The organism is Streptomyces sp. ISL-10 (assembly GCF_018614575.1).
GTDB lineage: Bacteria > Actinomycetota > Actinomycetes > Streptomycetales > Streptomycetaceae > Streptomyces.
In genome coordinates this window covers 298,734-312,988 of sequence record NZ_JAGGOJ010000010.1, presented here as the reverse complement: position 1 = coordinate 312,988, position 14,255 = coordinate 298,734, and the positions used below count along the sequence as shown (strand labels likewise).

The 14,255-nt window shown below is 72.2% G+C and carries 13 protein-coding genes; 9 read left to right on the top strand and 4 right to left on the bottom strand.

Annotation, left to right across the window (positions count from 1 at the left end; all coding sequences use genetic code 11):
* Positions 1-36: 36 nt before the first annotated feature.
* Entirely contained in the window at positions 37-633 is a 597-nt protein-coding gene (locus J7E88_RS11835; protein WP_215179881.1) for a TetR/AcrR family transcriptional regulator, read from the top strand.
* Positions 630-2,186 carry a glycerol-3-phosphate dehydrogenase/oxidase gene (locus J7E88_RS11830; RefSeq protein ID WP_215179879.1) on the top strand — a complete coding sequence of 519 codons (1,557 nt, stop codon included), beginning with the start codon at positions 630-632 and terminating at the stop codon, positions 2,184-2,186. The genes J7E88_RS11835 and J7E88_RS11830 overlap by 4 nt, the downstream gene beginning before the upstream one ends.
* Before the next feature lie 95 nt (positions 2,187-2,281).
* Here J7E88_RS11830 and J7E88_RS11825 read toward each other — a convergent pair whose 3' ends face one another.
* On the bottom strand, positions 2,282-3,136 hold the full coding sequence (locus J7E88_RS11825; RefSeq protein WP_215179877.1) for a trypsin-like serine protease: 855 nt from the start codon (positions 3,134-3,136) through the stop codon (positions 2,282-2,284).
* Positions 3,137-3,346: 210 nt separating this feature from the next.
* Here J7E88_RS11825 and J7E88_RS11820 point away from each other — a divergent pair, with 210 nt between their 5' ends.
* Entirely contained in the window at positions 3,347-3,538 is a 192-nt protein-coding gene (locus J7E88_RS11820; RefSeq protein ID WP_215179875.1) for a DUF6381 family protein, read from the top strand.
* A 176-nt stretch (positions 3,539-3,714) separates the two neighbouring features.
* On the opposite strand, the gene J7E88_RS11815 is transcribed toward J7E88_RS11820, so the two are convergent.
* Together J7E88_RS11815 and J7E88_RS11810 are read right to left on the bottom strand one after the other, a co-directional pair.
* Positions 3,715-5,193 carry a glutamate-cysteine ligase family protein gene (locus J7E88_RS11815; RefSeq protein ID WP_215179873.1) on the bottom strand — a complete coding sequence of 493 codons (1,479 nt, stop codon included), beginning with the start codon at positions 5,191-5,193 and terminating at the stop codon, positions 3,715-3,717.
* Between the two features lie 162 nt (positions 5,194-5,355).
* Entirely contained in the window at positions 5,356-5,871 is a 516-nt protein-coding gene (locus J7E88_RS11810; protein ID WP_215179871.1) for a DUF664 domain-containing protein, read from the bottom strand.
* A 138-nt stretch (positions 5,872-6,009) separates the two neighbouring features.
* On the opposite strand from J7E88_RS11810, the gene J7E88_RS11805 reads away from it, so the two are divergent.
* The 4 genes from J7E88_RS11805 to tgmB all read left to right on the top strand — a co-directional run bounded on the left by J7E88_RS11805 (position 6,010) and on the right by tgmB (position 8,247).
* Positions 6,010-6,219: an HTH domain-containing protein gene (locus J7E88_RS11805; RefSeq protein WP_215179870.1), complete on the top strand. Its 210-nt coding sequence runs from the start codon at positions 6,010-6,012 to the stop codon at positions 6,217-6,219.
* A complete protein-coding gene (locus J7E88_RS11800) occupies positions 6,219-6,794 on the top strand; it encodes a Clp protease N-terminal domain-containing protein (RefSeq protein ID WP_215179868.1) in 576 nt (191 codons plus the stop codon). The genes J7E88_RS11805 and J7E88_RS11800 overlap by 1 nt, the downstream gene beginning before the upstream one ends.
* A 316-nt stretch (positions 6,795-7,110) precedes the next feature.
* On the top strand, positions 7,111-7,302 hold the full coding sequence (gene tgmA, locus J7E88_RS11795; RefSeq protein WP_215179866.1) for a putative ATP-grasp-modified RiPP: 192 nt from the start codon (positions 7,111-7,113) through the stop codon (positions 7,300-7,302).
* 15 nt (positions 7,303-7,317) lie between these two features.
* Positions 7,318-8,247, top strand: a complete 930-nt coding sequence (tgmB, locus tag J7E88_RS11790; protein ID WP_215179865.1) for an ATP-grasp ribosomal peptide maturase — start codon at positions 7,318-7,320, stop codon at positions 8,245-8,247.
* A 203-nt stretch (positions 8,248-8,450) separates the two neighbouring features.
* Here tgmB and J7E88_RS11785 read toward each other — a convergent pair whose 3' ends face one another.
* Entirely contained in the window at positions 8,451-8,849 is a 399-nt protein-coding gene (locus tag J7E88_RS11785; protein ID WP_215179864.1) for a DUF1992 domain-containing protein, read from the bottom strand.
* A gap of 263 nt (positions 8,850-9,112) precedes the next feature.
* Between J7E88_RS11785 and J7E88_RS11780 the strand changes: the two genes are divergently transcribed.
* Positions 9,113-11,083, top strand: coding sequence for an HSP90 family protein (locus J7E88_RS11780; RefSeq protein WP_251022461.1), 1,971 nt, complete (start codon positions 9,113-9,115; stop codon positions 11,081-11,083).
* The gene (locus tag J7E88_RS11775; protein WP_215179863.1) at positions 11,080-14,214 is read left to right on the top strand and encodes a tetratricopeptide repeat protein; all 3,135 of its coding nucleotides are present in this window, start codon (positions 11,080-11,082) and stop codon (positions 14,212-14,214) included. Before J7E88_RS11780 ends, J7E88_RS11775 begins: the two co-directional genes overlap by 4 nt.
* Positions 14,215-14,255 lie beyond the last annotated feature (41 nt).

Here is a 14,255-nt window from a genome sequence, read left to right as displayed (position 1 = left end):
CTGCCACGCGGCCGGCACTGCATTACACTGTGACAGATGACGCCCATTCGTCACAACCATGCGGACGCGGATCCCGTGCTCGACGCGGCACGCGACTGCGTCCTCGCCGTCGGCGTACGCCGCACGACCCTGACCGACGTGGCCCGGCGCGCCGGGGTGTCCCGGATGACGATCTACCGCCGCTGGCCCGACGTGCGCACGCTCGTCGGAGACCTGATGACCCGCGAGTGGATCGCCGTCGCCGTCGGGGCCATGCCCGACGCCGCCGGCACGCCCGTCCGGGCGCGCATCGTCGACGGGCTCGTCGCGGGGGTCGCCGAGTTCCGCGCCCACCCGCTGTTCCACAAGATCCTCGACGTGGACCCCGAACTGCTCCTGCCCTACGTCCTCGACCGCCGGGGCGCCAGCCAGGACGCCCTCCTCGGCCTCATCACGACGGCGCTCGCCGAGGGCCACGAGGACGGCTCCGTCCGCCGCGTGCACACCGACCTGCAGGCGCGCTCACTGCTGCTCGTCGTCCAGTCCTTCGCGCTCTCGCTGCGCACGATGACGGACGAGGGTGACCCCCACCTGAGCGACACCGCCTTCCTCGGGGAGCTGCGGACCCTACTGGAGAGGACCCTCACCCCATGAACCGCCCGAGCAGCGCTCTGTCCGCCTCCTCCCTCAACGCCGCACGGCGCCGCCGCGAACTGGCCGAACTCGCCGACGGCACCGACGTCGACGTCCTCGTCGTCGGCCTCGGCGCCACCGGAGCCGGAGCCGCGCTCGACGCCGCCTCCCGTGGCCTCACCGTCGCCGCCGTCGACGCACACGACCTCGCCTTCGGCACCTCACGCTGGAGCTCCAAGCTCATCCACGGCGGACTGCGCTACCTCGCCACCGGCCAGCTCGACGTTGCCCACGAAAGCGCCGTCGAACGCGGCGTCCTCATGGAACGCACCGCCCCCCACCTGGTCCGCGCCCAGCCCTTCGTCCTGCCCCTGACCCCGCTCGTCAGCCGCGGCCAGGCCGCGCTGGCCCGGGCCGGCTTCCGGGCCGGCGACCTGCTGCGCGCCTCCGCCCGCACCTCACGCGCCACCCTGCCCGCACCGCGCGCCCTGTCCGCAGTGGAGACCCGCCACCTGGCGCCCGCCCTGCGCGCCACCGGCCTGCGCGGCGGACTGCTGTCCTGGGACGGCCAACTCACCGATGACGCCCGCCTGGTGACCGCGATCGCCCGGACCGCCGCCGCCCACGGCGCCCGCGTGCTCACCCGCGTCCGCGCCGTGGCACTCACCGGCACCGGTGCGCTCGTCCGCGACGAGACCACCGGCGAGGAACTGCGCATCCGCGCGCGCACCGTCATCAACGCCGCCGGGGTCTGGGCCGGGGGCCTCGTCGACGACATCCGGCTGCGCCCCTCCCGGGGCACCCACCTCGTGCTGCGCTCGGACGATCTCGGCAGCCTCTCCGCGGGCATGCACATCCCGATCCCCGGCGAGACCAACCGCTTCGTCCTCGTCCTCCCGCAGGGCGACGGCCGCGTCTACGTCGGCCTGACCGACGAACCGGTCGACGGCAGCGTTCCCGATGTGCCCGATGTGCCCGAGACGGACATCGGTTTCCTCCTCGACGTCCTCGGCTCCGCCCTGGACGTCACCGTCGGCCGCGCGGACGTCATCGGAGCGTTCGCAGGACTGCGCCCCCTGCTCGACACGGACGGCGGCCCCGGCCGCACCGCCGACATCTCCCGCAAGCACGCGGTCCTCACCTCGCCCGACGGCATCGTCACCGTCGTCGGCGGAAAACTCACCACCTACCGGCGCATGGCCCAGGACGCCGTCGACGCCGCCGTCCTCGCCCGCGGGCTCGCCTGCGGCCCATGCCGCACGGCCGGTGTCCCGCTCGTCGGCGCCGACAGCCCGCACGCCCTCGCGCTGCTCGACGTGCCCCGCCGCCTCGTCCGCCGGTACGGCGCCGAAGCTCCGGCCGTCCACGCCCTCGGCCTGAAGGACCCGTCCCTGGCACGGCCCGTGATTCCCGGCCACCCCGTCACCGGCGCCGAACTCGTCTGGGCGGTCCGTCACGAAGGAGCCCTCGACGAATCCGACCTCCTCGACCGCCGCACCCGCATCGGCCTGGTCACCGACGACCGGCGCGCCGCCCACGACGCCGCCCGCGACGCCCTGGCCCGCAGCGCCTGACCGTGCGCCACGCCGCCGGGCCGGGCGCGGGTGGTGGGGGGCGCGGCAAGGCGCCCCCCACCACGGTCACACCCCGTCGCCGGGGCCTGCGGCCGCTACGGGAGCCGGGTGAAGGGGGACAGGAACTCCCGGGCGCCCGGCGTGTCCAGACGGTACGTCACGTTCGTCGCGTAGCACGGCGAGTCACCCGTGATCGTCGTGGACACCAGGGTCCGCTTCCCGCCCAGTACGGCGAAGTTCGGGCCGCCCGAGTCGCCGTAACAGGCACCGCCGTTGCCCTGCGGCGCGGTCATCGCCAGGCGTATCCAGGCGTTGTTGAGCGCGTCGAAAGTGACCGGCGCCTTCATCCGGACGCCTCCGCCCGGGTGGGTGTGGCCGCCGGGACCTCGCCGGGACTCCTCGGTGCCGTAACCGGCGACGAGGAACGAGGTGTCCTTGAGCCCCTGCGCTCCGGCAGCGTCGAGAGCACCGGCCTTCGGCAGCGAGGCCGGGGTGAACGACCAGCGCGCTCCCACCTGGGCGGCGGACAGCTGGATCACCGAGATGTCGTGCGTGTCGGCGGCCGGGCCCGGGTACTCCGGGTGGTTGTGGGCCGTGCCCTGGACGCCGACGGCCCGCGCCACGGCCGCGGGGTCGCCCGGGTGCTGGGCGGCGGCCCTGTCGAGACCGGACTGCACGTCCTGGTCGAGGGAGACATAGAACTTCACGTTCTCGGGCCAGTCGGTGGTGCAGTGCGCGGCGGTCAGGAACGTGTCCTTGTCGATCATGGTGCCGGAGCAGACCCAGTCGACGCGATCCGGGGTCGCCGGATCGTTGTCGGCGTCCCAGGTGGCGACCAGCGCACCGACTTCGGTGCGCTCGGGCGCGGGCGTCGCGTTGTACGAGTTGATCGCCGACGACGGCAGGGCGGCGGCGAGTACGACGGCGCAGGCCGCAGCGGTGACGGCCATCGGACGTAGGGGCAGGGCAGTCAAGGGAGACCCTTCGGTGTGGGTGGGTGGATTCTCCTGTGGGGTGATCGACAGTGAAGCGTGCCCGCACACACCGCGGCAAGAGGTCGTCACCGCCCGAAACGGCCGCCCCGGCGGCCTCGAGATGCGCCCGTCGCCGAGCGCTGATTCGCTGAGGACACCCGCTCAAACGGAACACGAGGAGTGATCATGAGCGTTTCGGACGAGTCCCGCGGCCGGGTCCGGCAGATGCGCGAGAAGGCGAAGGAGCTGAACGCCGCCGCCGAGCGCAGCAGCGACCCGAAGGAGCGCCAGCGGCTGAAGGAGAAGGCCCAGCGGCTTGAGGCCCAGTCGGAGCAGGAGTCCGGCATGAGCACGGGGGACATCTACCCCGACGTGTGACAGCCGCCGCGCACGGAGCGCACTGGTGAGGGGCCGGGTCCCACGGCGGTTTCCAACGGTCGCCGGCCCCTCGGCACGCCCGTCCGCCCAGGCCCCACAGGGCCCCGTCTCCCGGCACCTCGCGCACGAGGTCCCGGCACCGCCCGGCCCTTGCTGATGCCGGGCTCTCGGGGCGGTCAGTCGACCGGCCAGGTGTGTGCCGGGGCGTTGAGGTGCATGTAGTCGAGGTACTGCTGCGTCATCAGCCGCAGCGCCTCGTGATGGTCGACCCTGCTGGTCCGGTCGATGTGGTGGAACGTCTCCGCCTGCCACACCGCCCCGTTGCGGCCGGTCACACAGCGCTGCTCGATGATGCCGAGCAGCGGCTCCCGCCACGGCGCGTCCATCCCCGAGGCTTCCAGGCCCCGGTGCGCGAGCGGCAGCAGTCGCCGCAACACCAGCTCGGACACGGGGACTTCACCCATGCCCGGCCAGTACAGACGGGCATCGATCCCGTGCCGGGCCGCCGCGTGCAGATTGTCCTCCGCGGCCTGGAACGACATCCGTGACCACACGGGCCGCTCCTCGTCCACGAGCGCGCGCGTCAGGCCGTAGTAGAACGCGCCGTTGGCGAGGATGTCGGCCACCGTCGGGCCCGCCGGGAGCACCCGGTTCTCGATGCGCAGGTGCGGCTTGCCGTGGTCGACGGCGTAGATCGGACGGTTCCACCGGTAGATGGTGCCGTTGTGCAGGGTCAGTTCGGACAGCTCCGGCACATCGCCGCCGTCGAGGGTCTCCTGCGGGTCCTCGTCGTCGCACACCGGCAGCAGGGCGGGGAAGAAGCGCACGTTCTCCTCGAAGAGGTCGAAGACGCTGGTGATCCAGCGCTCGCCGAACCACACCCGGGGCCGTACGCCCTGCACCTTGATCTCCTCCGGGCGGGTGTCCGTCGCCTGCTCGAACAGCGGGATGCGGGTCTCGCGCCAGAGCTCCTTGCCGAACAGGAACGGGGAGTTCGCGGCCAGCCCCACCTGTACACCGGCGATGGCCTGCGCCGCGTTCCAGTAGGCCGGGAACTCCTCAGGGGCCACCTGCAGATGGAACTGGGTGCTGGTGCACGCCGCCTCCGGAGTGATCGTGTCCGCGTACGTGCGCAGCCGCTCGACGCCGTCCACCTCTATGCGCAGATCCTCACCGCGCGCGGCGAACACCTGCTCGTTGAGCAGCCGGTAGCGCGGGTTGTCGGACAGGGCCGCCTCGGTTACGTCCCTGCGGCGCAGCGTCGGCAGGATGCCGATCATGGCCAGATGCGCCCCGACCTGCGAAGCGCGCTCCTCGGCATGGTTGAGGGCGTCGCGGATCTCCTGCTCCCAGGAGTCGGGGCCGCCGGCCGTCAGCCTGCGCGGCGAGATGTTGATCTCCAGATTGAACCGGCCCAGTTCGGTCGACCACGCCGGGTCCGCGATGGCCTCCAGGACATCGGTGCTGCGCATCGCCGGTTCGCCGCTGTCGTCGACCAGGTTCAGCTCGATCTCCAGCCCCACCTGGGGCCGCTCGAACTCGAATTTCGCCCCGCGCAGCATGTGGGCGAACGTGTCCAGACAGGCCTGCATCTTGTTCCGGTAGCGGCGGCGGTCCTCACGGGTGAAGACCAGCGCCGGGACGTCACGTCCCATCGGCCCTCCCGAGTCGTCGGGCGAAGACCCCCGTCCCAGCGTGACACCTGCGGGCGGCGGCGACCAGCGAGGGAGCCGCCGCCACAGTGGCATGACAAGCGTGCGACGGAACGTGACCGGCGTCCGGCGCGTCAACCGTCGACGGCCGGGACCGGCGGCGCGTCAGGACCGCCGTCGGCCGAGGCTGCCGCGGACGAACGCCGCCTGCCCGGCATGCTGGAGGTCGTCGGAGATCACACTGATCAGGCGCACGCCCAGGGTGACGGGCGGGGACCAGGACGTGTCGACGACCCGGTCGAGCGCCGTGTTGTCGAGGGTGCGCACAAAGCGCAGCGTCTCCTCGTGGACGGCGTCGTGGTAGCCGAGCAGCAGGTCGGGGGAGTCCGGGCGCACAGCGGCCACGTCCTTGGACCTGTGCCCGTAGCCCGTCGCGGAATCGGCGAACGGCAGCTCGAATCTGCCGGCCCACCCCTGCGCGGTCCACACCTGCTCCCGGTCCGCGACATCGGCCACGTGATCGTCCTGGATACGGGTCAGATGCCAGACGAGCCAGGCGACCGAGTTGGATCCCTTGTCCAGCCGGGCCGCGAGGTCGTCGGCCGAGAGCCCCTCGACGGCCTCGTGGACCACCTCGCGCACCCGGTCGAACGCGTCTGCCAGCAGGTCGGCGCTTTTCATGTTCCGCTCCTCGGTTTCCGCTCCTCGGTCGACTGCCCACCCTGTCCATCGTGGGGTCCGGCCCGGTGTCCGACACGTCCACGCGATAGGTGTCAATCAAGGTTGACGCTCAAACACATGTCAACGTAGGTTGACGTCATGACCGAAGCAACCGATCTCGCCGCACGGGCCGGCGACCGGGACCCCCGCGTCGGGCTGCGAGCCGTCGCCGCGCTGCGCCGGCTCCTGGAGCAGCTGGAGACCGTGCAGGTCCGAAGCGCCCGCCATCAGGGCTGGTCCTGGCAGGACATCGCGGCGGAACTGGGAGTGAGTCGCCAGGCCGTCCACAAGAAGTACGGGAGGCAGTGATGTTCGAACGATTCACCCGCGATGCGCGGGCCGTGGTGACCGGTGCCGTCGCCTGCGCCGAGCGGGCGGACGCACCGACCGTGACCGACGAGCACCTGCTGCTCTCGCTGCTGGATCTGCCGGGCGGGCGGGCCGAGTTCGCGCTCCGGACCCTCGGGGTCCTCGACCGGCGCGACGCCCTGGAGTCCTCGCTCGCCGAGGCCCGCCGACGCGGGGGCATGACGAGGGCCGACGAGGCGGCGCTCGCGGGCATCGGTATCGATGTCGACCGGATCGTCGCGAGCGCGGAGGAGGCTCATGGGGCGGGTGTGCTCGCGTACGGCACGCCGGGCCGACGCCGGAAGCGATCCGGCCATCGCCCTTTCACGGCAGGCGCGAAGGGGGTGCTGGAGAAGTCGCTGCGGATCGCGCTCGGCCGGCGTGACCGCACGATCGGCGCCGAGCACCTGCTGCTCGCCCTCGCCGCCCGGCCTGGTGTGGTCGCGGAGGCCCTGGCGGATCACGGGGCGACGTACGCGTCCGTCGAGCGCGTGATGTACGGCTTGCCGAACCGCGGTTCGCCGCAGGCTGGTTGACAACAAGCCAGAGCCCCGCTGTTGAGACATGCGCGCGTCACGCCTCTCTCAACGGCGGGGCTCTTACGGTACTTTGAGGCTATTGCCGTGTCATCTGCGTCACGTCATGGCCAAGACTTGAAACCCCTGAGGCGTGTGACGCGTCTGTCTGAATGGCTCCGGCGGGGCGTGTCTCCGGCGGGCCAGGTTCGGATCCGAAGGTTTTTCGGTGAACAACTTTCACAATGTCACTCTATGTGTTGAGACTATGACGTCTTTGTCACGTACTGTCACTTGAGAGCCCGGCGGACCGCACGGGCAGGGGAGGAAGTAGCAGATGAAACCGTTTGCGTGGACCTATGCACGGCCCGCGGAGCCGGCCCCGGCCCTGGCCACCTACTCGTACGACTCCGCGCTTCAGCTGAACGTCCTGCCCGACGGGCGGCCGGCCATCGCGGACCGGGCCCTGCTCGCCGCCGCGGGGACGACGACGTCCAAGGCGGGTTCCGCGACCCACTTCGACGACTGAGCCGGACCGCGCGCCGTGACGGTGTTGGTTCTGACGTGCGAGGAGGACGTCACCGCGGATCTGGTGGTGGCGGAACTGCATCAACAGGGCGTGCCGCTCGTGCGGCTCGACCCGGGCGACCTGCCCGGCGACGTCGCCCTGTCCGCGGAGTACGTAAGGGGGGAGTTCCGTGGCTACCTGTCCACCGGCGGGCGCGTGGCCAGTGTCGAAGGGCTGCGCTCGGTATGGGTCCGCAGGCCGGGCGAACCTGCGGCACACGCCGATGAGCCCTCCGCCTGGCTGACCGACGAGAGCGGCCACGCGCTGTACGGAATGCTCGACTCCACGGCGGCGCGCTGGATGAACCATCCGAGCGCCGCCGCCAAGGCCCGGCGCAAGCCGTGGCAGATGCGCATCGCCCACCGCAGCGGCTTCCCGGTGCCGGCGACCCTCGTCACCACCTATCCGTCGATCGCCCGCCAGTTCGCCGAGCAGTACCGGCAGGTGGTGGTGAAATCCGTCTCGGGCAAGTCGCCGGGGGACCCGCCCATGGCGCTGCCCACGACCCTGGTCCCGCCCGACGCCGACTTCTCCGGCGTCGCCGCGGCCCCCACCCTGTTGCAGCGCTACATCCCCAAACGCGCCGACATCCGACTGACCAGCGTCGGCGAGACGCACTTCGCCGCACGCAAGGTCGCCGAAGCCGATCAGGTCGACGGCCGGTTCGGGGACACGGACCACACCTGGGAGCCCGTGGAGGTGCCCGTACCGATCGCCCGGGCCGTCGAGACCTACAAGAAGCACGCCGATATCGCGTACGGGGCCTTCGACTTCGCGGAGGACGCGGAGGGCACATGGTGGTTCCTGGAGTGCAACCAGGGCGGTCAGTTCGGCTTCATCGAGCTGGAGACCGGGCAGCCGATCGCTCGTGCCGTCGCGGCGTGGCTGGGCGCCGAACCGGTCTGACCGCCGGCCGGGGAGCGGCCCCGCCCCCGGGCATGACCCTCGCCGGTCAAACCCCGGTTCCCCAGGCATTGGCCTCCGCCCGTCAAGGGAAACGAAGCGTTCCGCCCCGCTCGCAGACTCCCCCGCCCGTCAGGGCCGGCGGACCGAAGGCCCGCCGGCTCGCCCTTCCTGCGGACCGGAGGGGCCGCCGCGCGGCCGCTTTTTCAGGACCGGGCCCGCCGCCACTCCTCGACGACCGCGTCCGCGTCGAAGGGCTTCAGTCCCAGCGGCGGTCCCGGCGGGGGACGCAGCAGCATCGCCCTGATCTTCTCATTGATCTCCGCGACGATGCGGCGTACCGCCGACTCCGACGGTGACCGAACGGCCTTCTCCAGCGCGTCCTCCGCCTCCTTGCGCAGCGCGAGGGCGGGTGGGAGAACGGACAGGCCCTCCCGGTGCATCTTCCGCTTGACCCACCACAACTCGTCGTAGGCGGCGTCCCCGTCCGGCAGGGGCTTGCCGAAACCGGCCAGCTCCGCGAACTCGCCCCGTTCGGCGGCGTCGCGGATCTGCTTGTCGACAAAGGACTCGAAACTCACGCCCGGCGGCTTGCGCTCCGTCATGACACCAGCCTACGACGCCCGCCCGCACAGTCGTCAGGTGGACGATCGGGAGCGAAACCCTATGGGCATTGTCAGTGGCCGTCCTTACCATGGTCATCAATTCCGAGTCCTCCTCGACCGTGCCGCGCGTGCCCGCATGCCCGCGTATCCGCACGGCCGGGACCAGGGCCGGGCCCATCGCGATTCGTGAGGGGGGGACCCCGCGATCGCCCGACCCGCACCCACGGCGACCGTCCGGAGCCGTGCGGTCGCCCCATGCGCCTATGAACATGCACTCGCCCGAATCCGCCGCATTTCCCTCCGGATCCGCGGCACCTCCGCCCGGGTCTACGGCACCTCCGCCCGGATCCGCGACCAGTCCGGCCCACGCGCCCGCGGCGCCCGGGCCCGCGACCGCCGCGCCGTCGGTCAACTCCTTCCAGGTCGACCTGCGCGGCCTCGTCGACCTGCTCTCCCACCACCTCTACTCCAGTCCCCGCGTCTACGTCCGCGAGCTGCTGCAGAACGCCGTGGACGCCGTCACCGCCCGCCTCGCCCACGACCCCGGCGCGCCGCAGCGGATCCGCCTCACCGCCACCGGCGACGCCGTCGTCATGCAGGACTCCGGTATCGGCCTCACCTCCGACGAGGTGCACACCCTGCTCGCCACCATCGGCCGCAGTTCCAAGCGCGACGGCCTGGAGAACGCACGGCAGGAGTTCCTCGGCCAGTTCGGCATCGGACTGCTCGCCTGCTTCGTCGTCGCCCGGCAGATCCGCGTCGTCTCCCGCTCCGCCCGCAAGCCGGACGAGCCGCCCGTCGAATGGCTCGCCACCGACGACGGCTCCTACACCGTGCGCACCCTCCCGCACGAGGCGCACCCCGAGCCCGGCACCACCGTCCGGCTGGAGCCCCGAATCGGCGCCGAGGAGTGGACCGACCCCGACCGCGTCCTCGAACTGGCCCAGAACTTCGGCTCGCTGCTTCCCCACGACGTCACCTTCACCGGCCCCGACGCCACGGACCGGCCCGTCACCGAACGGCCCGCCGCCTGGGACCGCCCCCACCCGACACCGACCGCACGCCGCGTCGCGCTCGCCGGGCACTGCTCCCGCGTCTTCGGCTTCAGCCCGCTGGACTCCATCGACCTCGACCTGCCGGTCGCCGGCGTACGGGGCGTGGCCTACGTGCTGCCCGCCGCAACCAGCCCCGCCCACCGCGCCGTCCACCGGGTCTACCTCAAAGGCATGCTGCTCACCGACCGGGCGGACAACCTCCTGCCCGACTGGGCGTTCTTCGTCCGCGTCGTCCTCGACACCGACACCCTGCGCCCCACGGCGTCCCGGGAGAACCTGTACGACGACGAGACACTCGCCGCCGTGCGCGAGGCGCTCGGCGTCCGGATCCGCCAGTGGCTCGCCGAGCTCGCCGCGGGCGAGCCCGACCGGCTAGCGTCCTTCCTGGCCGTGCACCACCTGGGCGTCAAGTCGATGGCACGCCACGACGCGGACCTGTTCGCCCTGATGCTGCCCTGGCTGCCGTTCGAGACGACCGACGGGCAGGTCACCCTCGACGAGTTCGTCAGCGCTCACCCGCACGTCCACTTCACACCTACCGTCGAGGAGTTCCGCCAGGTCTCGCCCATCGCCGCGGCCCACGGCCTCGGCGTCGTCAACGGCGGATACACCTACGACGCCGACCTGATCGCGCTTCTCCCGCAGGTCAGGCAGGACGTCACCGTGAGCGAGCTCGACGCGGGCGCCGTCACCGCGCAGCTCGACCCGGTCGAGCCGCGGCAGGAGCTCGCCCTCGCCGGCTTCCTCGCCACAGCCAGGACCCGGCTCGACGCCCTCGGCTGCGACGTCACCCTGCGCGCCTTCCAGCCCGTGACCGTGCCGGCCCTCTTCCTCGACGACCGCCAGGCCCGCCACGAGCGGGACCGCGCAGCCGCCGAAGAAGGCGCGGACGCCCTGTGGAGCGACATCCTCGGCGCACTGCGCGGCTCCGCGCCGCGCGCACGCCTCGTCCTCAACCACAACAATCCCCTGGTCCGCCGGATCGCCGCCATCACCGACGGCGAACTCGCCGGAACCGCTGTCGAGTCGCTCTACGGACAGGCTCTCCTCATGGCCCAGCGCCCGCTGCGCCCCGCCGACAGTTCACTGCTCAACCGCGCCTTCCTCGGCCTCCTCGAGTGGGCCACGCACCCCGTCACCGCCCGGCAGACCGACACGTCCGAGGAGGGCGACAAGTGACCACTCACCCGAGCGTTGAGGAGATCCAGCGCGCCCTGTGGGAGAACGAGTCCGCGCCCAACGGCCTCCTGCGCAACGCACGCGCCGAGGAGCTCGTCGCGGCGGCCGAGTCCACCGGCGAGGGCCATGTGATCCGCAGGGCCCTCTTCGGCCTGATCAAGGCGTACGAGTACAGCACCGAGCGCGGCAAGATGATGGTCCCCTTCGCGCGCCTCCTCCAGGAATGGGACCGCGACCCCGCCGCCTTCGGAGCCCACGACACCCACACCTTCCACTGGATGTTCAAGTGGGTCAGCTCCGGCATGCTGACGCTCCCCGAGATGCCGCTAGCGACCATGGAGCAGTGGCTCGCCGAGATGGAGCGCCGCTACCGCATCGCCGGTTTCAGCGAACGGGCGGTGCGCCAGGCGGAGTTCGAGCTCGCCAATGACACTGGCGACACCGTGCGCGCCGCCCGCGCGTTCGCCGCGTGGACCGCGGCCGACCGCGACCGGATGGCCAACTGCCACGCCTGCGAACTGAACGAGCAGGGCCAGTTCTGGCTCGATCAGGGCCAGGACGACAAGGCCCTGCGCATCTGGGAGCCCGTCCTCGGCGGCCACTCCAGCTGCATGGAGGAGCCGCACCGCGTCCTCGCCAAGTCCCTCCTGCCCCTGGTGCGCACGGGCCGTATCGACCAGGCCCGCGCCAACCACCTGCGCGGATACCGCATGACGCGGGGCAACGAAAGCCTCCTGCCCTCGATCGGCCAGCACATCGAGTTCTGCGCCCTCACCGGCAACGAGGGCCGCGGCCTCGAACTGCTCGCCGAGCATGCCGCCCACCTCGCCTCCGACGGCAACCCCTGGGCTCGGCAGCAGCTGTTCACCGGGGTGCTCGTCCTGCTGCGCCGGCTGCTGCGACTCGGTCTGGCGGACGAACCGGCTGTCGCGTACGGGGGAGCCGGGCGCACCGTAGCCGAACTCCACGACCTCCTGGACGCCCAGACCCGGTCCATCGCGGACCGTTTCGACGCGCGCAACGGCAGCGATGTCGTCTCGCGCCGGCTCGCCGAGCGGCTGGAGCGCGAGCCGCTCACCGATCGTCTGCCCCTGGGGGTGCGGACCACGCACCTCACACAGGCCGCACCTGTCACGCCTGTGTCCGTGCCCGCCGCCCCGGCCCGGCCCGACTCGACCGTGGCCGACGCCCGGCCCGACCCGACCGTGGCCGAACTGGCCGCGGAAGCACGGGCGCTGAGGGCGCAGGGCCACCCCCGGGCGGCGTCCCTGTGGGACCGTATCGAGGCGCTTGTATCCGCCGGCGAGGACGCACCCGATCCGCTGCTCGCGGCCGAGGTGCAGGAGCACCAGGCCCTCAGTGTGGCGCGCAAGGGCGAGGCACCCATGGCCCGGGGGCTGTTCGAGCAGGTCGTCGCGGCCTACCGCGCGGTCGGCGACCCCAGCCGCGCCGCTCTCAACGAGCTGCGCGTCCTCTACGCGGCAGTTCAGGGCGACGCATCACCCGAGGAGGTCCGTGAACTCCTGACGACCGCCGAGGCGTCGGCGCGCGCACTGGATCCGGCCGATCCGACCAGACGGCGGCGCATCGCGTCGGTCGCGCTGACGGGCGTCAAGCTGGAGCCCGTCCTCACCCACGGCGAGAGCGGTGGCGACGCAGGACACGAGGAGCAGCACGGCCACGAACACCAAGAACACCAAGAACACCACCATGTCCACGAGCGCCTCGACGCCGGTCTGGCCGCCTTCGTCGCCGAGTTCGGCGACGGCGCGGGTGAGGGTGCGGGTGTCGGCGCAGCGGGCGTGGACGACCTGGTGGCCGAGGCCGAGCAGGCCCGGGCCGAACAGGCGTGGCGCAGCGGGGACGCGGCCGGGGCCGATGCCCTGTTCGCCTCGGCGGCGCAGCGCTGCCTCGACGCCGGCCGCCCCTGGGACGCGGCGGAGCCCCTGGCCCGCCGCGCCTCCCTCCTGCACCTCCTGGGGCACCCTGAGCAGGCTGAGGAGAGCGCTCGGGCCGCCCTGGAGCACAGCGCCGAACTCGTCGCGCCGGAGGAGCTGGGGAGGATACGGCTCACCCTGGCGGAGGTTCTCCAGCAGATCGACGGCAAGGGGGACGAGGCGGCTGCCCAAGCCCTTGAGGCGTCGCACTGGTTCGACGCCGCGGGCGACACCGCGGTCTCGGGCGCTTACGCGCGGCATGTCCTCGCCCAGGCGTACGCCGCCTCGGGCCGCGCGGCCGAGGCGGCCGAAGTGATGGAGTCGGCCCTGCCCGACCTGGTGCGGCTCGGCGACGAACAGGCGGTGCAGTCCCGCGACGTGCTCGCCCGCAGTCTGCGCGCGCTCGGCGACCACCGGGCCGCAGCCGAGCAGTATCTGCTCGCCGCGGACGTGGCCAAGGGCTGGGACGACGACCGTCCGCACGCCCAACTGGCCACGATGGCCGCCGAGTGCCTGTCGGGCGCGGGACTGCTCGACGAGGCGTCGGCCGCCTACCACCGCGCCGCCGGTCTGTGGCAGGCCGTCGGCGAACCGGGCGCATGCGCGCGGGTGCTGCGGTCCCTGGCCTGGCTGGAGGTCCAGCAGGGCAGGGCGGACGGCGCGCGGGATCTGATGGCGCGCGCACTGGAGGCGGTCGACGGCGACGACCCGAGCGCCGAACTCCTTGTGGAGCGTGCGCGAACCTGGGCGCAGACGGCCGAACTGCTCCTGGAGCCGCTCTACGAGGACGAGGACGAGGACGAGGACCAGGGCGAGGACGAGGACGAGGACGAGGACGAGGACCAGGGCGAGGGCGACGACGCGGTCGCCGGCGCGGACGACGCGGTTCAGGATCCGGCGGGCCCGTCCGACGCGGAGCACGTCTTTGAAGCGGACCGGGTCCGCGGCGAAGCCGTGGAGCTGCTGGACAAGGCGGCTGCCGCCTACGCGGCTCTCGGCCCCGTCGTCCTGGACGAGCGCGTCCGCTGCGTGGTCCGCACGGCCTGGACGGAGCGCGAACTGCGTCGCGCCGACGAGGCCGTTGCCCGGGTACGCGCCCTGATCGCGGAGGTGTCGTCTTCGGACACCGACGAAGCCCGATCCGCGCTGCCGGGGCTGGAGCGCACGCTGGAGCAGCTCACCGCGGCGGACTGACACCGAAGGGGGCACCGGCCGGACCGGCCGGTGGCCCCTTC